This is a genomic window from Hydrogenophaga sp. RAC07, assembly GCF_001713375.1.
Lineage (GTDB): Bacteria > Pseudomonadota > Gammaproteobacteria > Burkholderiales > Burkholderiaceae_C > Hydrogenophaga.
Genome location: NZ_CP016449.1, coordinates 845961 through 870272, shown reverse-complemented (window position 1 = coordinate 870272; position 24312 = coordinate 845961). Strand labels below are relative to the sequence as shown.

Below are 24312 nucleotides of genomic sequence, written 5' to 3'. Positions count from 1 at the left end.
GACCAGCCGCGCAGCGCTTCAGCCCCGTGCCCGCTTGTGTTGCGGGACCGGCGCGAAGCCGTGGTTCAGCGGACCATGGCCGGCGCCGGTGTACACGTCGGCGCCCTGCGCGATGGCTTGCAGGATGTAGCGGCGCGCCAGCGCCACGGCCTGGTCCAGCGGCTCACCCAGCGCCAGATGGGCTGCGATGGCGGACGACAGCGTGCAGCCGGTGCCGTGGGTGTTGCGGCTGTCGATGCGCGGCGAAGCGAGTCGCTGCACCGGGCCGACGCCGGTGACCAGCAGATCGGCCACTTCAATGCCCGGCAGATGCCCGCCCTTGAGCAACACCGCCGGCGCGCCCATGGCGAACAGATCGCGCGCGGCGGCTTCGAGCTCGTCCGCCGAATCGATGGTGCGGCTGAGCAGCAGCGCGGCTTCGTCGAGGTTGGGTGTGATCACCGTGGCCAGCGGGAACAGCTCGTGCACCAGCACCTGCACGGTCGTGGGCGTGATGAGCGTGTCGCCCGACGTGGCCACCATCACCGGGTCGAGCACGACCTGTTTCACGCCGTAGTGCTTCAGTGCCCAGGCCACTGTGCGCACGATGTCGGGCGCGTGCAGCATGCCGATCTTCACCGCGTCCACGCCGATGTCGTCGAACACCGCGCACAGCTGCGCCTTGAGCATCTCGGGCGGCACACCGTGGATGGCGCTCACGCCCAGCGTGTTCTGCGCCGTCAGCGCGGTGATGGCCGTCATGCCGTAACAGCCCAGCGCCGCGAAGGTCTTCAGATCGGCCTGGATGCCGGCGCCACCGCCGCTGTCGGAGCCGGCGATGGACAGGACGCGTGTGTAGCGTTGGGGTTCAGTGGTCATGGCGCGCATTCTCGCAGTGCCCAAGGACATTCATGACGATCGACAGAAATTCCACCGCTGTGGTGCTCGGTGCCGGCCTCATGGGCCGGCTGCTGGCCTGCGCGCTGGCGCAGCGCGGCCACCGGGTCGAGGTGTTCGACGCCGGCGGCCCCCTGGCCGAAAACGCCGCTGCGCGCGTGGCTGCCGCCATGCTCGCGCCGCTGGCCGAGTCGGCGGTGACCGAACTGCCGGTGGTGCGCATGGGGCAACACGCGCTGGCCCGCTGGCCAGAGCTGCTGGCCACGCTGGCGCAGCCGGTGTTCTTTCAACAAAGCGGCACCGTGGTGCTGTGGCACCGGCAGGACGCGGCCGAGGCCGAACGTTTCTCGGGCCAGCTCGCGCGCACCACCACCGCCCTGCCCTCGTTGCCGCACGCGCAGCGTTTGAATGCCGCCGAGCTCACTGCGCTGGAGCCCGCGCTCGACCACCGCTTCGCCCAGGGCCTGTACCTGCCACAGGAAGGCCAGCTCGACAACCGCGAACTGCTGGCCGCACTCGCGCACCAGATGCTGTTGCTCGGGGTGACCGTGCACTGGAACAGTCCACGCAGCCCGGCCGAGGTGGACCCGGGCCCCGACACCTGGCTGTTCGACTGCCGCGGCCTGGGTGCCCAGCCGCAGTGGGGCGCGCTGCGTGGTGTGCGCGGCGAGGTCGCGCGGGTGCATGCGCCGGGCGTGAGCCTGTCTCGCCCCACGCGCCTGCTGCACCCGCGTTACCCGCTCTACATCGCGCCCAAGCCGGGTGGCATGTTCGTCATCGGCGCCACCGAGATCGAGTCCGACGACCTGTCGCCCGCGAGCGTGCGTTCCACGCTGGAGCTGCTGAGCGCGGCCTACACGGTGCACCCCGGATTTGGCGAAGCACGCATCATCGAGATGGGCGTGCAGCTGCGCCCCACCCTGCCCGACAACCTGCCCGGGATCCGGCTGAGCGCACCGCGCCGCATGCAGATCAATGGCCTGTACCGCCACGGTTTCCTGATCGCCCCGGCCATGCTCGATGCCGCCCTGCAGGCCATGGACAATGGACGGTCTGCGCTGGCCGAACAATGGGGCCTGTCGCTCCAGCACACCGCCCACTGAACCCCCCATGAACGTCCTGATCAACCACGAACCCCGCGAGCTGCCCGAGGGCGCCACGCTGGCCGACGCGCTGCGCGTGTGCGATCCGCCGGCCGTGTTCGCCGCGGCGGTCAACCTGCAGTTCGTGCCGCGCACCGCCTACGCACAGCAGGTGCTGTCTGAAGGGGACCGCATCGAAATCATCGCGCCCATCACCGGAGGCTGAACATGGACATGACCAATCCGATCACCCACGACGACCCGCTGATCCTGTACGGCGAGGTGTTCCAGAGCCGCCTGATGCTCGGCACCTCGCGCTACCCCTCGCCCGCCACGCTGGAAGCGGCCGTGCGCCGCGCGCAGCCCGCCATGCTCACCGCCTCGCTGCGCCGCCAGGGCGCGGTGCAGCCCGAGGCGGGTGCGGCGTTCTGGAAACTGCTGCAGGAGCTGGCCGTGCCGGTGCTGCCCAACACCGCCGGCTGTCACAGCGCGCAAGAGGTGATCACCACCGCGCAGATGGCGCGCGAGGTGTTCAACACGCCGTGGATCAAGCTCGAACTCATCGGCGACGACTACAGCCTGCAGCCCGACACACTCAACCTGGTGGACTGCGCGCGCCAGCTCATCAACGAGGGCTTCAAGGTGCTGCCCTACTGCACCGAAGACCTGGTGCTGTGCCAGCGCCTGGTCGACGTGGGCTGCCAGGCCGTGATGCCCTGGGCCGCGCCCATCGGCACCGGCCGCGGTCCGGTCAACCCCTACGCCATGCGCCTGCTGCGCGAGCGCCTCAAGGTGCCGCTGATCGTGGACGCCGGCCTGGGCCTGCCGTCGCACGCCTGCACCGTGATGGAGTGGGGCTATGACGCCGTGCTGCTCAACACCGCCGTGGCACTCGCCCAGTCCCCCGTGGACATGGCCGGTGCGTTTGCCGACGCTGTGCGCGCAGGCCGCGCGGCGTACCGGTCGGGCGCCATGCAAGCGCAGGACAGCGCCCAACCCAGCACCCCCGTGCTCGGCACCCCGTTCTGGCACCACCCATGAACGCCGGCATGAACGTGATGGTGATGGCGCAGTCCATTGCGCGGGCCCACGAGGCCACACTGGCCCTGCCGCTGGTGCCCGGCGCGGAAGCGCTCAAGGGCGACGTGGACGACCTGGTGTTTGCCTCCGCCCTGCAAGCCGCGCACCAGCTGGGCTTTGTGCCGGCCGATGCGATGTGCATCGCGCAAGCCTGGTCCCGCCAGGCGCTGCGCACGGGCGAATTCCACCCCGAACAGTGGCCCACGGAAGCGGTCGATTTCGGCATGGCCCCCATGCCCCGCAGCGATGCGTTTGCGTCCTGCCCCCAGACACTCGGCCTGTACGCCGTGATGCCCGACGCCGCGTGGACCATCCGCATGGCGCGCGCCGGTGTGCCCACGGTGCAGCTGCGCTTCAAGTCGGGCGATGCCTCGGCTGTGCGCGCCGAGGTCATGGCCACGGTGGCGGGCGTCAAGGGCACCGGTGCACGCCTCTTCATCAACGACCACTGGGAGCTCGCCATCGAAGCCGGCGCCTACGGCGTGCACCTCGGCCAGGAAGACCTGCAGGCCATGACACCGGCCGGATTGAAGGCCATCAAGGACGCCGGCCTGCGCCTGGGCCTGAGCACGCACGGCTACGCCGAGATGCTGATCGCCGACCAGCACAGCCCGAGCTACATCGCCATGGGCGCGGTGTTTCCCACCACCCTCAAGCAGATGGCCACCGCACCGCAAGGCACGGGCCGGCTCGCCATGTACTCGAAGCTGCTGCGTGACACCCCGCGCGTGGCCATCGGCGGCATCGACCTGGCTTCACTGCCCGAGGTGATGAAGGCCGACGTGGGCTCGGTGGGCGTGGTGCGCGCGCTGATGTCGGCACCCGATCTGGACGCGGCGGTGGCGACCTGGAAGGCCGCGCTCAAACCGGCCTGAAGGCCGCAAGCGGCGTTCAATCCGCGCCGCGCCGCCACACCAGGTTCATCAGCGGTTTCACGCTGAAGCCGTGCATCAGGATGGACATGGCCACCACGATCAGCGTGAGCTGCATCAACTGCAGTGCCAGGGGTTCGGGCAGGCCGTGCTGGATGGCGTACATCAGGTAGTACAGCGAGCCGATGCCGCGCACGCCGAACCACGCGGTCATGCCGCGCACCGGGGAGATGGCGCGGGTGCCGAGCAGGCCGATGAACACGCTCAACGGGCGTGCCACGAAAAACAGGAACAGCGCCAGACCCACCGCCGCCCAGCTCCACGAGTCGCGGTAAAGCGCGCCGCCGAGCAGCAGCACCAGCATGAGTTCGGACAGGCGCTCCAGGTGTTCCTTGAACACCAATGCGCCCTGGCTCACGGTGGACGCCGGCCCGCCGTCGGGTGCGCAGGCTGGCAGGTGCGCCGCCGCCTCGGCTTCGGCCACTTCATGTGCCCGTCGCGACAGCCGCATCTCGGTCTGGCGCAGCGCCACGGCCGCGAAAAACACCGCCAGAAAACCCCAGGCGTTCAGCCACTCGCTCAGGCCGTACACCACGCCGATGAGGCCCAGGCCGAGAAAGTCGTCCAGCAGCTCGTGACGCCGCGGCGCGCCGCGCAGCCACCAGCCCACACGCGCCAGCGCCACGCCACACAGCACGCCGATGGTGATGCCACCGACCGTGGCCCACACCACGTCCAGCACCAGCCACTGCGTGCCGTTCTCACCCAGGTTGTGCAGACCCAGCAAACCCAGGCCGAGCATCACGAACGGAAAGGCCGAGCCGTCGTTGAGTCCGGCCTCGCAGGTCAGCGTGAAGCGCAACTGGTCGCGGTCGCCCGGGTGGCGGCTTTGCACGTCGGTGGCGAGCACCGGATCGGTGGGCGCCACGATGGCGCCGAGCAAAATCGCGGCGCCCAGCGGCAGGCCCAGTGCCCACACGCCGAACGCCGACACCAGGCCCACGGTGAGCGTCATCGACAGGGTGGCCAGCAGCAGCGGCGCGCGCCACTGCCGAAGATTGAACGGCACCGGCATCTTCACACCGGCCGAAAACAGCGAGATCAGGACCGCCCCCTCGGTCAGCACCTCGAGCAGGGCCGACTCCTTCAACGGGTTGAAGCTGAAAGCACCGAGCACGGTGGGCCCCATGAGCAGGCCCACCGCGAGGTAGAGCATGGCGGGCGTGATGGGCAGACGCTTGAGCAAGGTGGGCGTCACGCCCATCACGAGCAGCAGCGCGCCGACAAAGAGGAACCAGTGCGCGGTGGTCATGCCAAGCAGCAAGGCCGCTGCATCCCGGGCGGGACACAGCGGCCTCGATCACAAAGCCACGGGCTGGCGAAGGACCCGTGCATGGTGGATCAGCGCGCCTTGATCTGGCCGCTCTCGTCCGACAGCACGATCTCGACGCGCCGGTTCATCTGACGGCCGGCGGCGGTGTCGTTGCTGCCCACCGGATTGGCCTTGCCGTAGCCGCGCGAGACCACGCGGTTGGAGGCAATGCCCTGCGCCAGCAAGGCCACGCGCACGGCATCGGCTCGCTCGGTGGACAAGGTCTGGTTGTAGGCGTCGGCGCCGGTGCTGTCGGTGAATCCTTCCACCAGCACGGTGCGCTGCGGGTCGGCCTTGAGCACCTCGGCGAGCTGGTTGACCATGCGCATGCCGTTGGGGCGCAGCGCGGAGCGGTCCACGTCGAACAGCACATCGCCCAGCGTGATCACGAGGCCACGCGGTGTCTGCTTGGCGTTGAGCTCGGCCATGCGCGCTTCGAGCATGCGGTTGCGCTCCATCGCCAGGGCGGCCTGGCGCTGCGCCTCCACCGTGTCGGTGCGGGCCAGGCTGGCACTGCGTTGTGCTTCCGCTGCGGCGCGCTGTGCTTCGGCAGCGGCGCGCTGGGCGGCGTCGGCTTCTTGCGTGCGGGCCTGCAGCTGGGCGCTGGTGCGCGCGGCACCGGCATTGGCCACGCTCAACTCGGCGGTCTTGTAGTTCACTGTTTCACGCACGATGGCTGCGCGCTGCGAAGCCACGTAAGCCAGGTGGTTCACCTGGGCCACGTCTTCGCGGTTGCTCGCGGCCGTGTTGGCCGCGGTCAGTGCGTCGGCGGCCTGGCGCAGTTCGGCCGGGGCCTGGTTCTGCGAACGCGGATCGGCTTGCACGGTGCGGAAATCTTCCCGCGCCTGGTCGAGCCGCACGTTGGTGGGTGGTGTGGTGCTGCAGCCAGCCACCACGGCCAGGGCGGTGAGCGAGAGTGCAAAGCGGTGCATGGTTTTCATGGGGAGTCCTGTTGTTGTTGTCATTGGGCGCGGTTGATTTCCTGGCGCAACGCGCGGCCGTCTTCACGAATCTCGCCGGCGGCCCGGTTGGCCCGGGTGCTGCGGGCCTTGGCCTCGGCCAGCCGTGCGTCCACCTGCACCTCGTTCGACAGCAGCAAGGCGCGATCGAACTGTTCCTGTGTCATGGCGGTGTCGGCCATCACCTGCTTCTGGCGCGCGATGTTGAGTTCGGTCGGCGCCAGTTCGGCGGCACCGGCGCGCGCAGCGGCGTCGATCGCGGCGCGTGAAAGCGCGAGCTCCTGGGTGGGCGCGGGGATGCGGGTGGCGCAAGCCATCAGCGACAACGTGAGCGCGGTGAGTGCGGTGAGGCCAAACAGGCGCACGACCTGGTGGCGTGCGGGTGTGACCAGGGCCTGAACGCGGGGTGTGAACGGGGTGTGCATCGAAATGTCTTTCTGTCATCAAGGCCGAGCTGGCCGACAGACCAAGCATGGGCGGGCCGACTGCGTGCGTCGGTGCTGTGCCGCACAGACCCGCCAGCTCGCATCCTCATAAAACAGACGCAGCGGTTCGCACATCCGTGCTTGTTGAAATCGCCCCCAACCAAAGGACATCGCATGAACTGGGACACCATTGAAGGCAACTGGAAACAACTCACCGGCCGCGCCAAGCAGCAGTGGGGCAAGCTCACCGACGACGACCTCACCGTGGTGGCCGGCCACCGCGACCAGCTCGCCGGCAAGATCCAGGAGCGCTACGGCATTGCCAAGGACGAAGCCGAAGAGCAGGTGAAGGCCTGGGAGAGCAGCGCCGACGACTCGTGGTTGAACATCTCGACCGACGCCGAGCACGCGCAGAACCGCAAGCTCTGATGCCTTGGAGCTCCCCTCGCGGGGAGCTTCAAACCGCTTCGAGGTCCGGCAGCAGCCGGTCGTATTCCAGTTTCACCACCTGGTAACACTCGCAGGTGCGCTTCTCCAGCTTGGGACGGTCCAGCACCGTGATGCGGCCTCGCACATAGCGGATGATGCCGGCGGTTTGCAGCTTGAGAGCGGCTTCGGTCACGCCCTCGCGGCGCACACCGAGCATGTTGGAGATCAGTTCCTGGGTCATCACGAGTTCGTTGCCGGGCAGCCGGTCAAGGCTCAGCAGCAGCCAGCGGCACAGCTGCTGGTCCAGCGTGTGGTGGCGGTTGCACACCGCCGTCTGGCTCATCTGCGTGATCAGGGCTTGCGTGTAGCGCAACATCAAACGCATCACCGCGCTGGAACGTTCGAACGCTTCCCTGATGGCATCGGCGGGTAGCTGGTAGCCTTCGCCCGCGCTCTGCACCACGGCGCGGCTCGGTGTGGAACCACCGCCCATGAAGACGGAGATGCCCACCACACCTTCGGGGCCGACCACCGCAATTTCCGCAGAGGCTCCGCTGTCCAGCACGTAGAGAAGCGACACGATTCCACGGGTGGGGAAATGCACATGTTCGATGCGTTCGCCCGATTCGTACAGCACCTTGCCCAGCGGCAGGTCGACAAGCTCCAGCATCGGCTTCAGGCGCTGCCATTCGGCGTCGGGCAGGCAGGCCAGCAACTGGTTGTGACGGGGGTTGACTGCGGCTTTCATTTGGAATTGCTCCGTGACGGCTCATGTCGCGGAACGCGGCCAAACCCATGTGTACAAGACATCAATGATGGTCGAAAGATCGGTCCCTGTCTGTTCGGAACCGTACTGATAAATTCTTTTCCCTTGCACCGTGCAAACGGTTGGACAGCGAACAGGCAGGACACCCGCAGGCCGAATGAATGCGGGGCGTGCTGCCGTGACCGGCACCTGGAGTGCTCCATGCTGGCCGTCATCGTCTCCGCCAACAACGAAGAGGCCGTCATCGGCATGTGTCTTCGCCCGGTGGAGTCCGCTGCGTGCTGGCCGGTGGCGCAGCGCGAAGGTTTTGAATGATGACGAGGTAAGGAAACGCAAGCTCCAAACCGCCCGTCGAACAACGTTGGTGAGCGCACAGACCCACCACGCCACAGCCTTTACGGTAGCCCATCTTCGAACGACACCCGGCACTGAATCGTCCCGCGCCGGGTTGGTCTTTCGACACAGGAGAGAACATGGCATTTCCCACCACCTTGAGCGCGGAATCGACGCACACCGGACGCGTCCTTGACGACGCGTACGACGTTCGTCCGCCACGCTCCACCAGCGCGGTGTCATGGGGTGCCATCGCAGCCGGTGCCGCCGCAGCCGCCGCGCTCTCGCTGATCCTGCTGATCCTGGGCGTGGGTCTGGGCTTGTCGTCGGTCTCGCCGTGGACAGGTGCCGGCGTGACCGCCACCACGCTGGGTGTGACCACCATCGTGTGGTTGACCGTGACCCAGTTGCTGGCCTCCGGCATGGGCGGCTACCTCGCCGGTCGCTTGCGCACGAAGTGGGCCGACGCGCAGGCCGACGAGGTGTATTTCCGCGACACCGCGCACGGCTTCCTGGCCTGGGCCGTGTCCTCGCTGGCCACCGCCGCCCTGCTCACCTCGGTGATCGGCTCCATCGTGGGTGGCGGCGTGCAGGCCGGCGCCACGGTGGCCGGTGGTGCGGCCGTTGCCGCCACCGGCATGGTGCAAAGCGAAGAAGGTGGCTCCATGGCCTACTTCGTGGACACGCTGTTTCGCCGCGATGCCGGCGTGGTGTCTGCGCCCGCCACCACAGCGCCCGGCACCGAGCCCACAACAAGCACGGCAGCCCCTGGCCCATCGGCCGACCCCGCCGGGAGCTACCTGGACAACGAGCGCGAGCTCGCCGAAATCGGTCGCATCCTGGCGTTCCACAACCTGTCGGAGCCGCTGCCGGAAGACGACGTGCGCCACGTGGGTCAACTGGTGGCGCAACGCACCGGCTTGTCACAGGCCGACGCAGAAAAGCGAGTGACCGACACCTACGCCCGCGCGCAATCGCAGGTGCGTGAAGCCGAAACCGACGCACGCGCTGCCGCGGACGCAGCGCGCAAGGCCTCCGCCACCGCCGCGCTCTGGCTGTTCGTGTCGCTGTTGATCGGCGCCTTCTGTGCCAGCCTCGCGGCCACCTTCGGCGGCCGTCAGCGCGACGCCTGAACCGCACCCCACACACCACCACAGAAAGCCCGCCATGCGCTCACTTCTTCTGCTCTTTCTGGGCATCCCGATCCCGATCATCATCCTGATCGCCCTGTTCACCTGACCTCTTTCAACCCCACCCACCCCGCACTTCCAGGAGAAACCATGAACCAGTTCAACAACCCCCAGGTACCCGACACTTCCTTGCTGCCGGACAGCGAAAGAATCGCGCCGGTTGCCGCCGACACGATCGACAGAGCGGTCCAGGGCGCGCACAAGGCGGTGGACCGCCTTGCCGACACCGCAGCGCCCACCGTGCGCCATCTGGCCCAGACCGGCGATGCATGGACTGCCAGCTGCCGCGCCACTGTCCGTGAGCAGCCGCTGATGGCCCTGCTGGCGGCGTTTGCCGTCGGCGCGTTGGTGGGCCGCATCACGCGCTGACCCGACCCACAATCCCGAAAAAAGGCCGGGGGTGCAGCGATGCACCCCCGGCCTTCTTGTTGTGGCACCCGGCACCCCGTGCCGGATGTTCCTGCGTGGCTTCAGGCCAGCGTTCGCACCGAGGGCTCGCGCGCCCATTGGCGCGTGCACGCCGCCGCCACAAAGGCGTCGGCGTCGTCAGCGCCCAGCACACCCGCGTCGGCCTGGATGCCGGCGGCTTTCAGCACCGCCTGTGCCCCCGCATCGGCCGCCACCGCCTTGAGGTGGCCGAAGGCGTCGCGCACAAAGTCCACCGCCGCCGCTTCACGGCTCAGGGCCTTGCCGGCAGCGTCGGACAGCACCAGCGCCACCGCGTCGAACAACACCGAGGGCGTGCCGGCCAGCTGGCCATCGGCCGCCAGCTTCTTGCCGTTGGCCAGCGTGACACCACCGACCTTGGGCGCCACGATCTTCACGCGCGCACCGGCCGCCTCCACCGCCTTCTTCAGCGCGGCGACGGCCGCGCCGTCCGAGCCGTCGTCCACCAGAATGGCCACACAGCGGCCTTCCAGCGTGTCCTTGGCGTTGTCGATGATGCTCAGCGCGGCCGAGGGTGGCAGGTCCATCACCGGCTGGGCCGGCGTGGCGGGCGCGGGCAGCTTGTCCATGCCCAGACCGTCGGCCACGCGCTGACCCAGCGCTTCGTCGATCACCAGCAGGTGGGCCACCATGGCTTCACGCACATGGGGGTGTTCCACCTTGGAGAGCTCGAACACCAGCGCCGACGCCAGGTGGGCCTGCTCGGGCTCGCTCTGGCTGATCCAGAACTGGCGCGCCTGGCTGTAGTGGTCGGCGAAGCTGGCCGCGCGCACGCGGCCGCGTTCACCACCTTCGTCCAGCGCCACGCTGGCAAAACCCTTGGCGCGGTCGGCGCGCGGCGCGTCGGCTGACAGCGTGTTGGGCTCGTAAGCCACGCGCCCGGCCGGCTGCGTCATCTGCATGTGACCATCGCGCTGCTGGTGGGCAAACGGGCACTTGGGCGCGTTGATCGGGAGCTGCGTAAAGTTCGCCGAGCCCAGGCGCGAGAGCTGCGTGTCCAGGTATGAGAACAGGCGGCCCTGCAGCAGCGGATCGTTCGAGAAGTCGATGCCCGGCACCAGGTGCGAGGGGCAAAACGCCACCTGCTCGGTCTCGGCAAAAAAGTTGTCCGGCCAGCGGTCGAGCACGAGGCGCCCGATCACCTGCAACGGCACCAGCTCTTCGGGAATCAGCTTGGTGGCATCCAGGTGGTTGAACGGAAACTTGTCGGCCTCGGCTTGTGTGAACAGCTGCACCGCAAATTCCCACTCGGCCACTTCGCCTGCGCCCAGCACCTCGAACAGCTCACGGCGGTGGAAGTCCGGGTCGGCGCCGGCGATCTTCACCGTCTCGTCCCACACGGTGGACTGCATGCCCAGCTTGGGGCGCCAGTGGAACTTCACAAACGTCGGGTGACCGTCTGCGTTGATCAGGCGGAAGCTGTGCACGCCGAAGCCCTCGATCATGCGCAGCGAACGCGCGAGCGTGCGGTCCGACATGATCCACATCACCATGTGCATGGCTTCGGGCGTGAGCGAGATGAAATCCCAGAAGGTGTCGTGCGCCGAAGCGGCTTGCGGGAAACCCCGGTCGGGCTCCATCTTCACCGCGTGCACGAGGTCGGGGAACTTGATCGCGTCCTGGATGAAAAACACCGGGATGTTGTTGCCCACGATGTCCCAGTTGCCCTGGGCCGTGTAGAGCTTGATCGCAAAGCCGCGCACATCGCGCGGCGTGTCGGACGAGCCCGAGCCGCCGGCCACGGTGGAGATGCGCGAGAACACCGGCGTCTTCACGCCGACCTCGGTCAACACCTGGGCGGTGGTGTAGGCCTCCAGCGAATGCGTGAGCTCGAAGAAGCCGTGGGCACCGGTGCCGCGCGCGTGCACCACGCGCTCGGGAATGCGCTCGTGGTCGAAGTGCGTGATCTTCTCGCGCAGGATGAAATCTTCCAGCAACGTGGGGCCTTGCGGATGCGAGCGCAGCGAGTTCTGGTTGTCCGAGATCACCAGGCCTTGCTGAGTGGTCAGCGGCGGGTGCTCGGCATTGGCCTGCTGGTGCAGTTCGCCACCGTTGCCCAGGTGAGCGTCTCGCGTGGGTTTCTTCGCCATGGGTGCTCCTTCAATCAATTGGATGGGGCGGGCACTTGCGTGAGCAGGTCCGCGAGTTCGTCGGCGTGCTCTTCTTCCACCGCGAGGATGGACTCGAGCAGGCGGCGCGTGGTCGGGTCGTCGGAACCGACCGACTCGATCGCATGGCGGTAGCTGTCGATGGCGATGCGTTCGGCCACCAGGTTTTCGCGAATCATCTGGGTCAGCGTGGCGCCTTCCACGTATTCCGCGTGGCTGCGCTTCGTGAGCGAATCGGGCGAAAAGTCGGGCTCACCACCGAGCTGCACGATGCGCTCGGCCAACTGGTCGGCGTGGCCCTGCTCTTCGTTCGAATGCACCAGAAATTCGGCCGCGGTGGCGTGCGAGTGGATGCCGCTGGCCATGAAGTGGTGGCGGCGGTAACGCAGCACACACACGAGTTCGGTGGCCAGTGCGTCGTTGAGCATGGCGATGACTTGCGTGCGGTCGGCGCTGTAGCCGGCGGTCACGGCACCTTCTTCCATGTGCTGGCGGGCGCTCTTGCGCAGCTCGGGGATGTCCAGTGGCTTGAGGGGTTCGTTCATGGGTTTCTCCAATGGGGTGGTTTTGACGCGGGGCGCGAAGGTGCTTTTCATCCAGGTGTCCCTCGGGTCGGCGGCGAGAGCGGTCGACCCACCCAGCATGGGTGATCGACCCGGTCACGTCGGTGCTTTGGCGTACAGAAACCGGACACTCCGTCACGCAGCACCGACCTGGCGCCTGTGCCCGCCCGCGGCCTGTCAGGCCGAAGTCTTCGCGGCCATCAGCGATCTGTGCAGCAGCTTGTCGGCCTCGTAACAGGTGCACGCTTTGCGCTCCAGCCCTGCCCGGTCGAGCACCGCAAGTTCGCCGCGGGTGTACCGGATCAACCCGTCCTTCTGCAACTCGCTGGCAGCCTGCGTCACGCCCACGCGCCGCACACCCAGCATCAGCGAGATGAACTCCTGCGTGACATGGAAGTGGTCGGCCTCGGCGCGGTCATGGCTCATGAGCAGCCATCGCGCCAGCCGCTGACCGATCGGATGGAAACGTTCACACGCCGAGGCCAGTGCCTGCTGGTGCAGCCGCACCAGCAAGGCGCGTTGCAACAGGCTTTGCAGGCTCGGCATGTCCTCCATGGCCTGGCGCAACGCCTGCGCTTCGATGCGCCAGCAGGTTCCGGCCCCCTGCACCAATGCCCGCCAGGGCGTCTTGGCCACACCCAGCACCAGCTCGGAGCCCAGCATGGACTCGCGCCCGACCATGCCCACCTCCAGCGCCGGATGGCTGTCGATGTCGATCACCAGCGAGATGAAACCGGTGACCGGAAAGTAAGCGTGAGACAGCAAGGCACTGCGTGTGCTCAGCTCGTGCGAGAGCACGAGCTCAAAGGGCGAACAGCGCGCAAGGAAACGCTTTTGAACGGCCTTGGGCAGGCGTTCGATCAGGTGGTTCTGGATGTTGGGCATGTGGATTCCGCCTGTGTCACAAGCGAAGCCCCTCCCAGGGTGAACTCATGCGGGTTGCACAGGCACGGTACCCGCCAATCCCGAAAACATGATGACGCTTTCGGGGTCCCCTGTCTGTCTGCCAGCAGACACATGGCGGTGTTTGAGCCCCACGGGCCCATTCGCCGGCCTCAAAGCTGGGTGTCGATGAGCGACGCCAGCCACTCGGTGAACTTCTCGCGCACGGGCCTGGCCTGCCACTGCGCATGGGTCATCGGTCTGGCCAAGGCCAGGTCGGCTTCAAATGCGGCGGTCTGGGCACTCGCGAAGTCCTGGTCCACGATGTTCAGCGTGGCTTCGTCGTTGAGGCGGAACGAGCGGTTGTCGAAATTGGTCGAGCCCACCGAGGTGAGCAGGCCATCGACGATCAGCAGCTTGCAGTGGTACATGGTGGGCGCGTACTCGGCGATGGTGGCGCCTGCCTGCAGCAGTGGCCCCCAGGTGGCGCGCGACGCGCTGCGCACGGCGTCGCTGTCGATGTGTTCACCGGGCACCACGATGCGCAGCTTGACGCCGCGCTTCAAGGCCTCGGTCAGGGCCTGCAGCGTGAGCTCGTCGGGCACAAAATACGCGGCCGACAGATCGATGGTGCGTGAGGCCGCGGTGATGGCCAGCAGGTACATCAGCTGCATGCTCTCGCTGCCACCGCTGGGTGAGCTGCTGAACATCTGCGCCAGCGACTGCCCCACCGGTGAAAGCGCGGGAAAGTAGGCCGGACCGTGCAACACCTCGCCCGTGACCTTCATCCAGTTGTCGATGAAGACCGACTGCATCTGCGCCACCACCGGGCCTTCCACCTGGAAGTGGGTGTCGCGCCAATGTTCCGGGTCTTGCGCACGGCCGGTCCACTGCGGGGCCACGCCCACGCCACCGGTGAAGCCGATGTGGCCATCGACGATCAGCAGCTTGCGGTGGGTGCGGTTGTTCAGCCGCCCCAGGTTCGACCAGTGGGGCGGGTGAAAGCGCTGCACCTGGACGCCCGCCTCCTTCATCGTGGCCGTGAGGCTCTCGTCCATCTTCGCGCTGCCCACCCAGTCGAGCAGCACATGCACCTTCACACCCGCACGGGCGCGCTCGGCCAGCGCGTCTGCAAACCGGCGCCCGATGTCACCCGACCAGTAGATGTAGGTCTCGAAGGTGATCGACACCTGCGCACCGCGAATGGCCGCGAGCATGGGCGGAAAGATCTCGTCGCCATTGAGCAGCGCTTGTGCGCGGTTGCCGGGCAGGAAAGGCGGCCCGAGCAGCACGCCCAGCTCTTGCACAAAGCGGGGGTCGTCCAGCGGGTACAGGCGTTCGATGCGTCGTTCGATCCTGGTTTCACCCCCCACGAAGTTGGCGATCAACACCCCGCCCACCGCACAAACGGAGACCACAACTCCTGCGAAGAGGACACGGCGGGAGAGGCGACGCATGGAGAACCTGCTGGACCGGTTGGGCGATTTGACGACCGCGGGCAGGCGGCCGAGAAAAACTCAGCTCGCCTCGTTCGCCGGCAGCAGCCGGTCGTATTCCTTCTTCACCACGCGGTAACACTCGCAGGCGCGGTGCTCCAGACCCTCGCGGTCCAGCACCGAAATGTGGCCTCGCGCGTAGCGGATGAGGCCGGCGGTCTGCAGCTTGAGCGCGGCTTCGGTGACGCCCTCGCGGCGCACGCCCAACATGTTGGCGATCAGCTCCTGCGTCATCACCAGGTCGTTGCCTTGCAGACGATCGAGGCTGCGCAGCAGAGAGCGGGAGAGCTGCTGGTCCAGCGAGTGGTGGCGGTTGCACACCGCCGTCTGGCACATCTGCGCCATCAGCGCCTGCGTGTAACGCATCATCAGGCGGAGCACCGAGCCCGAGCGTTCGCATTCAGTGCGAAGGGCATCGGCGCGCAGGCGGTAACCCTGGCCTGCGCTCTGCACCACGGCGCGGCTGGGCATGGAGCCACTGGTCATGAAGGTGGAGACCCCCACGACCCCTTCAAAACCGACCACCGCAGTCTCGGCCGAGGAGCCGTTCTCCAGCACATGGAGCAGCGAGACGATGGCACTCGTGGGGAAATGCACATGCGAAATGGCCGCGCCGGACTCGTACAACACCTTGCCCAGGGGCAAATCCACCAACTCGAGCTGGGGCTTCCAACGTTCCCACTCTGCATCGGGCAAAGCCGCCAACAACTGGTTCTGACGTGGCGTGTCGAGTGGGGTCAAGTGGCTTTCCTCCGGGATGGCTGCGGTCGCGGAACGCGAACCGACTCCTGGCCTGATTATTTTTCGGTTATGGGCCGAGCATGACAGGTATGTGCGCTCCCGTCCGTGCGCAACCGAACATATAAACCCTCACCCCACCGGGGTCGTCTCCAGCGACACCACAAACACGCTGTGCGGCGGCAGCGTGGTCCAGGCGAGCGACTCCCCGACCGCCAGAAATCCCACGCCCTGGCTGCCCCAGCTGGCGCGAACCGAGTCTGCACGCTGGCGCACCAGCACAAAACGCATGGTGCGCCCGTCGCGCACCAGCGTGATCTCCGCGCGCGGCCAGTGCGCCGGCAGGCAGGGCGTGAAACTGAGCGCGTGCGCCGTCATCTTCAGGCCCAGGATCGACTCGATCGCCGCGCGGTGCAGCCAGCCCGCCGCGCCGGTGTACCAGCTCCAGCCGCCACGGCCCACCCACGGCGGCTGGCTGTACACGTCGGCCGCCATGGCGTAGGGCTCCAGGCCATAGGCAGCGCCCCAGGCCGGGCTCGTGGCGCGGTGCGCCGGGCTCAGCCAGGTGAAGTGGCGGTAGGGCTCGTCGCGCGTGGCCGAGTCGGCCGGCTCCTGCACCGCCAGCGCCGCCACCGCCATGAGGCCCCACACGCCGGCGTGGCTGTACTGGCCGCCGTTCTCGCGCACACCCGGCGGATAGGCCTGGATGTAGCCCGCGCTCGGTTGCGCGTGCGCCAGCGGAGGCGTGAGCAGCTGGAGCAGGCCGGCCTCGGGATTGAACAGCTGCGACGCCGCGGCCTCCATGGCCTGGCGCTGGCGCTCCAGCGGGGCTTGCCCGCTGAGCACCGACCAGGCCTGCGCGATCAGGTCGATGCGGGCCTCGGGGTTAGCGTGCGAGCCGAGCGGGCTGCCGTCGTCAAAGAAGGCGCGGCGGTACCAGTCACCATCCCAGGCTTCGGTCTCCAGGGCCTGGCTCCAGCCCGCCAGCGCAGCTTCCCAGCGCTCGGCGCGTTGCACGTCGCCGCGTTCGCGCGCGAGCGGAATCCAGTCGCGCACCACGGCGCACAGAAACCAGGCCACCCACACCGACTCGCCCCGGCCTTCGTGGCCCACGCGGTTCATGCCGTCGTTCCAGTCGCCCGTGCCCATGAGGGGCAGGCCGTGCACGCCCACCGGGAGGCTGCGGTCGATGGTGCGTGCGGCGTGTTCGAACACACTGGCCGTCACGTGGCTGATGCGCGGTGTGTCGTAGGCGTCTTCGGCGCCGGGCGCGATCGTCATGTCTTCGAGGAAAGGCACGGACTCGTCGAGCACCGCAGCATCGCCCGTGGTGCGCAGGTAGTGCGCGCAGGCAAACGGCAGCCACAACAGGTCGTCGGAGAAATGCGTGCGCACACCCGCACCGCCCGGCGAATGCCACCAGTGCTGCACATCGCCCGCTTCAAACTGGCGCGAGGCGCACAACACGATCTGGTCGCGCAGCAGGCGCGGCGCGGCCCAGGCGAGCGCCATGGTGTCCTGCAGCTGGTCGCGGTAGCCGGTGGCGCCACCGGCCTGGTAGAAGCCGGCCTTGGCCCACAGGCGCGAGGACACGGTCTGGTACAGCAGCCAGCGGTTGGTCATGGCGTCGAACAGCGGGTCAGGGGTCACCACGGTGGTCGCGCCCAACAGCGTGTCCCAACGCAGCTTGGTGGCCTCTTCGCGTTCGCGCGGGACGCGCTTCATGGCGCGCACGGCAAGTTCGTGCGCGGCGGCGGGTGACGCAGCGAATCCCAGCAGGTAGACCTGTTCCAGCGTGGCGCCGGGGCGCACCGTCACCGGGCGCGACAGCGCGGCACACGGGTCGAGGCCGCTGCCACGGCGCTGGCCCAGCTTCAGCGGCAGCCGCAGCTGGCCCTGCGTGTCAAAGAACGCCGCGCGGTCGCAGGTCCAGTCCAGGCCCTCGCTGCCGCCCGGGGTGGCCAGGGCCTCCACCAGAAACGCGGTGCCCCCGCCCCAGCCGGCGCCCGCCTCGGTCTGCGTGGCCATCAGTCCCACCAGTCCGGCGGGCGCGTCCACCATGCAGCGGCGCGTGTGCAGCGTGGCGCGGTCGCTGCGCTTCTCGCCCATGAGCCACTCCACCATGGCCACGGTGCGCAGGTGCGCTATCTGGTGGCCGCGGTTGACGATCTCGACGCGCACCTGCTTCACCGCGGTCTCGGCGTCCACGCTCCAGTGCACCGCGATGTCGAGATCGCCGCGCCGGTGGCTGATGGTGGTGCGGCCCTGCGCGTGCACCACGCTGTGCGTCGCCCCGGCGTCGCCCCAGGCCGAGGGCGTGAGACTCCACACGTCGTGTGTGCGGCGGTCCTGCAGCAGGAACCACTCGGCCGGCGTGTCGGCCACCGGATCGTTGCCCCAGGTGGTGAGCTGGTTCAGGCGGCTGTTGCCGGCCCAGGTGTTGCCACCCCCGGTCTCCGACACGATGGCACCGAACGCCGGGTTGGCCAGCACGTTGACCCACGGCCTGGGCGGCCGCTGGGCGGGCGACACCTCGAACTCAAACCGCCGGCCGCCGGCCTCGAGCGCACCGGTTGACGGCGTGGGCTCGGCGAGCGGTGCGTGGGTGGGAACACGCTCGTGGGGCGTGCTGCGCAGGGGCGCCTGCGCAGCATCGAAGCGCGCGCTCCAGGCCTGGATCTGCTGGGTCCAGCTCACGCCGTTGGCCCGCAGGTGGATGCGCGCCAGCGCGTCCAGCGTGGCCAGCTGCTCGGGGGTCAAGGCGTCGGGGCGCAGCAGGTGCAAGGCGCCGATCGCCACGCCTGAGTGCGGCGCATGCAGCTGTTCGCGCAGCAGTGCCAGCTCCCGCTGCAAGGGCATCTGGTACGAATGCGCCTCGCTGCTGAGCACCACCACATCGCACGCCACGCCGGTGCGCGACCACTCGTTGAGCGCCTGCACCACGCTGCGCAGCAGGCCCAGGCCCTGGGGCGAGCCCGCGCTCACCAGCACCAGCGGCCGGTCGCCCGAGATGGCCAGCGGCCACAGGGTGCGTCGGTCGCAGGCGCGCTGGGCCTTGCTGTCCGGGACCGGCAGGTCCACCTTGGGCAGCGTCATCAGAAGCGCGGTGGTGAGGGCCTGGAACGCGGGCAGGTGTTCCATGCGCGGCTGCCCGGGCGCGAGCTGGATGCTCGCCAGCGTGGCCGACATCACCGAGGCGCGTTCCACCGAGCTGGGCTGGCGGTACTTGTCGACGATGGCCATCAGCTGCGCGGGATGGTCGCTGGCGGCGGTGGCAAAGGTCACGCAGGCCTGTGCGCCGGGCGCCAGGCGCAACTTCACGCCCAGGGCCGCCACCGGGTCCAGCCCGGTTTCCAGCGCGGTCGATGTTGTGGGCACCGCGTTCATGCGCGCCAGCGGCTGGTCGGCGCTGTGGTTGCGGCCCAGCCAGTGCGCGCGGTCGGTCTGGCAGAGCAGGCCCAGGACCTCGCCACGCACGTCGGCCACAAAATGCGCGGCCTGCACGGTGGTCTCGGTCTGCAGGCGCGGCGTGCGCACAAAGCGCAGGGCCTGCTGGTCGGCCAGCCAGTCGGCCTGCACGAAAAAGTTGGAGAACGCGGGGTGGGCCTCGTCGGCCGCGGCACGGGCCAGCGTCACCTCCATCGCCGAGATCAGCTCCAGCTCGATCACCTCGGTGCTGCGGTTGGTCAGCACCACGCGCTTGAGTTCGATGTCGTCTTCCGGGCTCACCCACACCGTGGTCTGCACGCCCAGTTCGGGCCAGTGTGCTTCGAGCACCACCCGGTCGGTGTGGAAGGTGCTCAGGTACTGCGCCGCCGGGTCGGGCGCGGGGTGGCTGCTCACCGACACCGGTGCGGAGCGCGGGTCCAGCCGCAGGTAAACGAAGCTGCCACAGGCATCGCGCAGCGCGTCGTCGCGCCAGCGCGTGATGGTGGTCGCGCCCCATCGGCTCCAGCCCGCGCCGTTGGCACGCAGGCTCACGCTGTAGTGGCCGTTGGACAGCAGGTGGGTGGGCTCCAGCGCCTGTTGGCCAGGCACGACCGTGCGCACGTGGTCCTGCGAGCGGCGGTGCAGCGCCTGCAGCGGCAGATTGGGCAGGGGCTGGTGCACCAGCGCCGACAAGGCGCGCGGCGTGCGCTCGTGCAGCAGCGACGACACGGCCTCCAGGCTGGGGTGGGCCATTCCCCAGCGCTGCGCCACGTTGTCGCGCAGCACATTGGCCAGCGCCACGATGGTCATGCCCTGGTGGTGGGCCATGTAGGTGGCCACCGGTGTGCAGGTGCCGCCCTGCGTCTGGCGTGCGGCGGTGAAGTCGAGCGCCTCGATGAAACCGTAACGACCCCGCGCCGCCAGGCGGGTGAGGTGGCCCAGGTTCTGGCAGGCCAGGTGCGGGTTGACCAGCGTGGCCAGCGTGGTGGCGTAGGGGGCAATGACCTGCTCGTCCAGCGGCGTGCGGCGCAGTGCGAGCCGGGGCACCCCCTGGGGGGCGTACTGGTAGGCCAGCGAGTGGTCCCGCCCGGCGTAGGCACTCTCGGAAATGCCCCACGGCATGCCCTTGCCTTGCACATGCGCCATCTGCTCCATGAGCGCCGAGCAGCCGGCTTCACGCAACACACTGCCCGGCGGCTCGGCCATCACCAGCGTGGGCATGAGGTACTCGAACATCGAGCCCGACCACGAGCGCAGCACGGCGTGGCGCCCATTGGCGAACAGCGGGCGGCCCAGCGCGGCCCAGTGCTTCACGGGCACGTCGCCCTTGGCGATGGCCAGCAGGCTGGTGCTGCGCGACTCGGAGGCCAGCAGGTCGTAGAACGACTTGTCCAGCGCCTGGTCGTCGAGCCTGAAGCCGATGTGCAGCAGGTGGCGCTTGGGGTGGTACAGAAAACCGAACTCGGGCGCCCAGGCCAGTTGCTCCAGCGACTGCGCGAGGTCGAGCAGGCGGCGCGTGGCCCGCGGCCCGCCGCCCTCGGCGGCGGCGCTGCGGTCCTGCCCCACCGAACGCAGCGTGGCCAGAAAGTCACCCATAAGCGCGTGCAGGCTGTCGTGGTCGCGCGCGATCTCGTCCTTCTCGCCGGCGCGGGCGGGGTCGGGCTCGGGGCGCGGGTGCGGGATGCGCACGAGTTCCAGCGAGGCGGCGTCCAGCAGCGTGGCGAAGGCCGCGCTGGCCTCGGGGTCCAGCGGGTCGGGCAGCGGCAGGTGCAACACCTGGCCGAGCGCGGTCTGCGCCAGCGGCAATGCCAGGGCCGCTTCAAGCCAGGCCTGCTGGTGCTGCAAGGCCGGCTCCAGCCGCTCCTGGCTGCGCTGCACGGCTTGCGCGGTGGCCTGCGTGGCGTGGGGATCGCGTGCCAGCAGGCGGCAGGCCTGGGCCACCGCGAGCAGGTGCACGCTGAGGTTGCCGCTGTCCACGGTGGACACGTAGCGCGGCAACAGCGGCTGCAGGGTCTGGGTGTCGTACCAGTTCAGAAAGTGGCCGCGGTGCCGCTCCATCCGCTGCAGGCTGGCCAGCGTGGCCTCCATGCGCTGCAGCAGGTCCTGGGTGCCGATCCAGCCGAACTCGCGCGCACACGCCGTGCTCAGCAGGTACAGGCCGATGTTGGTCGGCGAGGTGCGGTGCGCCACCATGTCGTACGGCAGGATCTGCAGGTTGTCGGGCGGCAAGTGGTGGTTTTGCTGGTCGACACAGCGTTCGAACAAACGCCAGGTGTCGCGTGCCAGATCGTCGAGCAGCACGCGGTCGGCGGTGGCGAGCGGGCGCGCCGCTGTGCCGGGCCAGGGTTGGTGGGCCAGCCACGAGATCAGGGGGGCCAGTGCCCACAGCACCAGCAATGCCACGCCCCACAGCGGTGGCTGCGGCGTGGTGAGGAACAAGAGCGCGAGCAGCGGCAAGGCCACCACCGGCTCCAGCACGTGGCGTTTGAGCGAAGGCCACAGCCCCGGGCGCAGGGCCGCGCTGGCCGCGTCGGCCGTGGTCCAGGCCAGCAGCTGGCGTTGGGACACCGCCATGCGCCAGCCGGTGCGCGCAGCAGCGTCGGTCGCGCGCAGGGCCTGCTGCAGCAGCTGCACCATGTGCCACACGCCGCCGAGCAGCGCACGCAGTGTGTCGGCAGCGGCGGCGCGCGCAAAACGTTCGCCCAGCAGGCTGGCGCGGTGCGGCACCCAGCCGGCCAGCGCGCCCAGCACCGGGGCTGCAGCCTGCGCGGCCAGCGCCAGCCACAGGGCCGCATTCAGGCTCAGCCCCACACCCCACATGGCCAGCAAGAGCAGCAGCACGGACGCCGGCGTGACCAGCGAACGGCGCAGGTTGTCCAGCAGCTTCAGGCGGTTGATGGGCGAGAGTTGCCAGCGGTGCGGCCGCAGCAGAAACGGCAGCAGCTGCCAGTCGCCCCGCGTCCAGCGGTGCAGGCGCGAGGCGGCCACGTCGGCGTGTTCCGGGTCGGCTTCGATCAGGGTGATGTCGGTCACCACCGCGCAACGCGCGATGGCGCCTTCGAGCAGGTCGTGGCTGAGCACGCGGTCGTGGGGCAGGCGATCGCCCAGCACCGCGTGCATGGTGGCCACGTGCAGCAGGCCCTTGCCGGTGAAGCTGCCTTCGCCGAACACGTCCTGGTAGACGTCGGAGCTCATCGCGCTGTAGGGGTCCAGACCGCGCTGGCCGGTGGTGATCCACTGCCACAGCGAGGTGGTTGAGGTCTCGGGCAGCGGCGGCACCACACGCGGCTGCAGGATGCCGTAGCCCTGCACCACATGGCGCCCGGTGGCGTCCAGCACGGGCCAGTTGTCGGGGTGCTCGGCCACGCCCACCAGCGCGCGCAGGCGGCCCGGCGGCAGCTGCGTGTCGCTGTCGAGCGTGAGCACATAACGCGTGCCGCTGGCCATGCGCGAGAGTTCGCCCAGCAGCAGAAACGGGCCGGGCACTTCGTGCACCAGCGCCGCCATCAGCTGTTCGATCTTGCCGCGTTTGCGCTCCCAGCCGATCCAGCGGCCCTGGGTGGTGCTCAGCGTGCGGGCGCGGTGCAGCAGCAGGAAACGCGGCGGCGCGCCGGCGGCCACCGGGTGGTTGTGGTTGAGCGCGGCGATCTGCGCCTGGGCTTCGGCCAGCACCGCGTCGTCGCCCGGCATCACGGGGCTGTCGGCGTCGGCAAAGTCGCTCAGCAGCGCGAATTGCGCGTGGCTTTCAGGGTTGGCCAGAAAGTGCAGGTGCAGGCGGTGCACCAGCGGCTCCACGGCCCGCAGACTGCCCAGCAGCGCCGGCATGACCACCATCACACGCGCCTCGGGCGGTATGCCCTCGGCCAGCAGATAGCGCGGCAGGTGCGCGGGCCGCGCCGATTCGCTGATGAGCCGGTTGACCACCGCCACCACCGTCTCGGACGCGGGGAACACCATGAGCAACAACACCAGCGCCGCGACCGCATGGCCCGGCCAGCCATCCACCGGCAGCGCGGCAGCGGCGTACACCGCCGCGACCAGCCCCAGCGAGCCGGCCAGCATGACGGTGAGGTAGGTGGGCACACGCGCCATGCGCAATGCCAGCCGACGCCAGACCCGGCCTCGGTGCCGCAGGCCCAGACGCTGCTCCAGCGCACCCCGGCCGCCACCCGCCAGCCAGTGGCCTGCGTGCGCGCCGTCCTGCATCAGCGCGAGCAGCGTGCGGGCCACCTCGGTTTCGCGGCGCTGGCTCTGCACGGCCAGGCGCTCGATGCGGTGCAGTGTGGTGCTGCGCGTGGCGTCGTCCTCGGCCGCGAACACGCCGGAGGTCAGCATGAGCTGCATCACGCGGCTGGTGCGCTCGACCACGCCCGACCAGTCGGCCGCGCCGATGAGCCGCAGCGAGGTGATGGCATTGCCCACGCTCAGGTGGTCGGCCGCCTGATCGGCGTGGTGCTGGGCCTGCAGTGCCGCGAGGTCGGGCACGGCGTCCTTCAACCACGGAAGCACCTGGTGCAGGAACACATCGCCCGTGGGCGGACGGTGGCCGTCGAGGTTTTGCGCCAGGTGGTAGAGGAACACACGGCCCACGCCGCGACGCTCGGCCACTGCGTGCAGCGCCTGCACGGTGGCCAGGTCCAGTTCTTCAATGCGGTGCGCGATCAGGCTGGCGAGTTCGCGCGCGGCCTTGTGGCTGGCGATGCGGTCGGCCAGGCGCCGCAGGTTTTCCACCTGCACCACCCGCAGCGTGGTGGGCAGCGCCCACAGCTCGCCATGGCTGAGCTCGTGCACCTCCTGGTAGGCGTTGAGAAAGTGCGTGAGCACGGTTTCATCAAACGCGCCATCGGTGTGAGCCACAAACGCCCAGGCGATGCTGTAGATCCGCGGCAGACCCTGCAGCGGCGCGTCCTGCAACACCGGCAGCGTGCGGTAGTAGCGCGCGGGCAGACCATCGTGGATCTCGCGCAGCTGGTCTTCGATCAGGTGGAAATTGTCGAACAGCCATTCAGCGCCGGGGCTGATGTCCTGGCCGCTCAGCGCGTGGCTGGCAATGTGTTCGTGCGAGGCGCGCAGGCTCTGGATGTTGCTCTGCAGGCGGGGATAGAACGAGGTGCTTCCAAAGATCGCGCGCGCAGCGTGGTGCGACTCGGCCAGGCTGCGGCCGTGTTGTTCAAAACGGGCGAGGCCGAAGATTTCAGACCGGATGGGCTCCAGCGCCGGACCCAGCGCAGGGTCCAGCATGCGCCGCACAGGCTGCGGTACCCA

18 protein-coding genes are annotated in these 24312 nt (G+C 68.8%); 7 read left to right on the top strand and 11 right to left on the bottom strand.

The features are described 5' to 3' along the window. Positions 1 to 18: 18 nt before the first annotated feature. Positions 19 to 858: a bifunctional hydroxymethylpyrimidine kinase/phosphomethylpyrimidine kinase gene (gene thiD / locus BSY239_RS04075; RefSeq protein ID WP_236944132.1), complete on the bottom strand. Its 840-nt coding sequence runs from the start codon at positions 856 to 858 to the stop codon at positions 19 to 21. A gap of 32 nt (positions 859 to 890) precedes the next feature. Here thiD and BSY239_RS04070 point away from each other — a divergent pair, with 32 nt between their 5' ends. Genes BSY239_RS04070 through BSY239_RS04055 form a run of 4 tightly spaced genes read left to right on the top strand, consistent with a single transcriptional unit; the run spans position 891 to position 3913 of the window. Beyond that, entirely contained in the window at positions 891 to 1979 is a 1089-nt protein-coding gene (locus tag BSY239_RS04070; protein ID WP_069045720.1) for an FAD-dependent oxidoreductase, read from the top strand. A 7-nt stretch (positions 1980 to 1986) separates the two neighbouring features. After that, the gene (gene thiS, locus BSY239_RS04065) at positions 1987 to 2184 is read left to right on the top strand and encodes a sulfur carrier protein ThiS (RefSeq protein WP_069045719.1); all 198 of its coding nucleotides are present in this window, start codon (positions 1987 to 1989) and stop codon (positions 2182 to 2184) included. 8 nt (positions 2185 to 2192) lie between these two features. Continuing rightward, entirely contained in the window at positions 2193 to 2999 is an 807-nt protein-coding gene (locus BSY239_RS04060) for a thiazole synthase (protein WP_069048760.1), read from the top strand. Next, positions 2996 to 3913 carry a thiamine phosphate synthase gene (locus tag BSY239_RS04055; protein WP_069045718.1) on the top strand — a complete coding sequence of 306 codons (918 nt, stop codon included), beginning with the start codon at positions 2996 to 2998 and terminating at the stop codon, positions 3911 to 3913. The genes BSY239_RS04060 and BSY239_RS04055 overlap by 4 nt, the downstream gene beginning before the upstream one ends. A gap of 16 nt (positions 3914 to 3929) precedes the next feature. Here BSY239_RS04055 and BSY239_RS04050 read toward each other — a convergent pair whose 3' ends face one another. The 3 genes from BSY239_RS04050 to BSY239_RS04040 all read right to left on the bottom strand — a co-directional run bounded on the left by BSY239_RS04050 (position 3930) and on the right by BSY239_RS04040 (position 6666). After that, a complete protein-coding gene (locus BSY239_RS04050; protein WP_069045717.1) occupies positions 3930 to 5222 on the bottom strand; it encodes a cation:proton antiporter in 1293 nt (430 codons plus the stop codon). 89 nt (positions 5223 to 5311) lie between these two features. Then, on the bottom strand, positions 5312 to 6223 hold the full coding sequence (locus BSY239_RS04045; protein ID WP_069045716.1) for an OmpA family protein: 912 nt from the start codon (positions 6221 to 6223) through the stop codon (positions 5312 to 5314). A gap of 20 nt (positions 6224 to 6243) precedes the next feature. Continuing rightward, complete coding sequence (locus BSY239_RS04040; protein WP_069045715.1) at positions 6244 to 6666, bottom strand: DUF4398 domain-containing protein; 423 nt, start codon at positions 6664 to 6666, stop codon at positions 6244 to 6246. Positions 6667 to 6840: 174 nt separating this feature from the next. Between BSY239_RS04040 and BSY239_RS04035 the strand changes: the two genes are divergently transcribed. Beyond that, positions 6841 to 7095 carry a CsbD family protein gene (locus tag BSY239_RS04035; RefSeq protein ID WP_069045714.1) on the top strand — a complete coding sequence of 85 codons (255 nt, stop codon included), beginning with the start codon at positions 6841 to 6843 and terminating at the stop codon, positions 7093 to 7095. 28 nt (positions 7096 to 7123) lie between these two features. On the opposite strand, the gene BSY239_RS04030 is transcribed toward BSY239_RS04035, so the two are convergent. Beyond that, complete coding sequence (locus BSY239_RS04030; protein WP_069045713.1) at positions 7124 to 7843, bottom strand: Crp/Fnr family transcriptional regulator; 720 nt, start codon at positions 7841 to 7843, stop codon at positions 7124 to 7126. Between the two features lie 491 nt (positions 7844 to 8334). On the opposite strand from BSY239_RS04030, the gene BSY239_RS04025 reads away from it, so the two are divergent. Beyond that, complete coding sequence (locus BSY239_RS04025) at positions 8335 to 9327, top strand: hypothetical protein (protein WP_069045712.1); 993 nt, start codon at positions 8335 to 8337, stop codon at positions 9325 to 9327. Positions 9328 to 9474: 147 nt separating this feature from the next. Next, a complete protein-coding gene (locus BSY239_RS04020) occupies positions 9475 to 9753 on the top strand; it encodes a hypothetical protein (RefSeq protein ID WP_069045711.1) in 279 nt (92 codons plus the stop codon). 101 nt (positions 9754 to 9854) lie between these two features. Here the strand turns inward: BSY239_RS04020 and BSY239_RS04015 are convergent, their stop codons facing one another. The 6 genes from BSY239_RS04015 to BSY239_RS03990 form a co-directional block, all read right to left on the bottom strand. After that, a complete protein-coding gene (locus BSY239_RS04015; protein WP_069045710.1) occupies positions 9855 to 11921 on the bottom strand; it encodes a catalase in 2067 nt (688 codons plus the stop codon). 14 nt (positions 11922 to 11935) lie between these two features. Beyond that, a complete protein-coding gene (locus BSY239_RS04010; RefSeq protein WP_069048759.1) occupies positions 11936 to 12484 on the bottom strand; it encodes a ferritin-like domain-containing protein in 549 nt (182 codons plus the stop codon). Between the two features lie 195 nt (positions 12485 to 12679). Next, on the bottom strand, positions 12680 to 13387 hold the full coding sequence (locus BSY239_RS04005; RefSeq protein ID WP_172823072.1) for a Crp/Fnr family transcriptional regulator: 708 nt from the start codon (positions 13385 to 13387) through the stop codon (positions 12680 to 12682). A 170-nt stretch (positions 13388 to 13557) separates the two neighbouring features. Then, entirely contained in the window at positions 13558 to 14841 is a 1284-nt protein-coding gene (locus tag BSY239_RS04000; protein WP_069045708.1) for a phospholipase D-like domain-containing protein, read from the bottom strand. A gap of 60 nt (positions 14842 to 14901) precedes the next feature. Then, positions 14902 to 15621: a Crp/Fnr family transcriptional regulator gene (locus tag BSY239_RS03995; protein ID WP_172823071.1), complete on the bottom strand. Its 720-nt coding sequence runs from the start codon at positions 15619 to 15621 to the stop codon at positions 14902 to 14904. Positions 15622 to 15750: 129 nt separating this feature from the next. Then, positions 15751 to 24288, bottom strand: a complete 8538-nt coding sequence (locus tag BSY239_RS03990; RefSeq protein WP_069048757.1) for a GH36-type glycosyl hydrolase domain-containing protein — start codon at positions 24286 to 24288, stop codon at positions 15751 to 15753. Between the last annotated feature and the right edge of the window lie 24 nt (positions 24289 to 24312).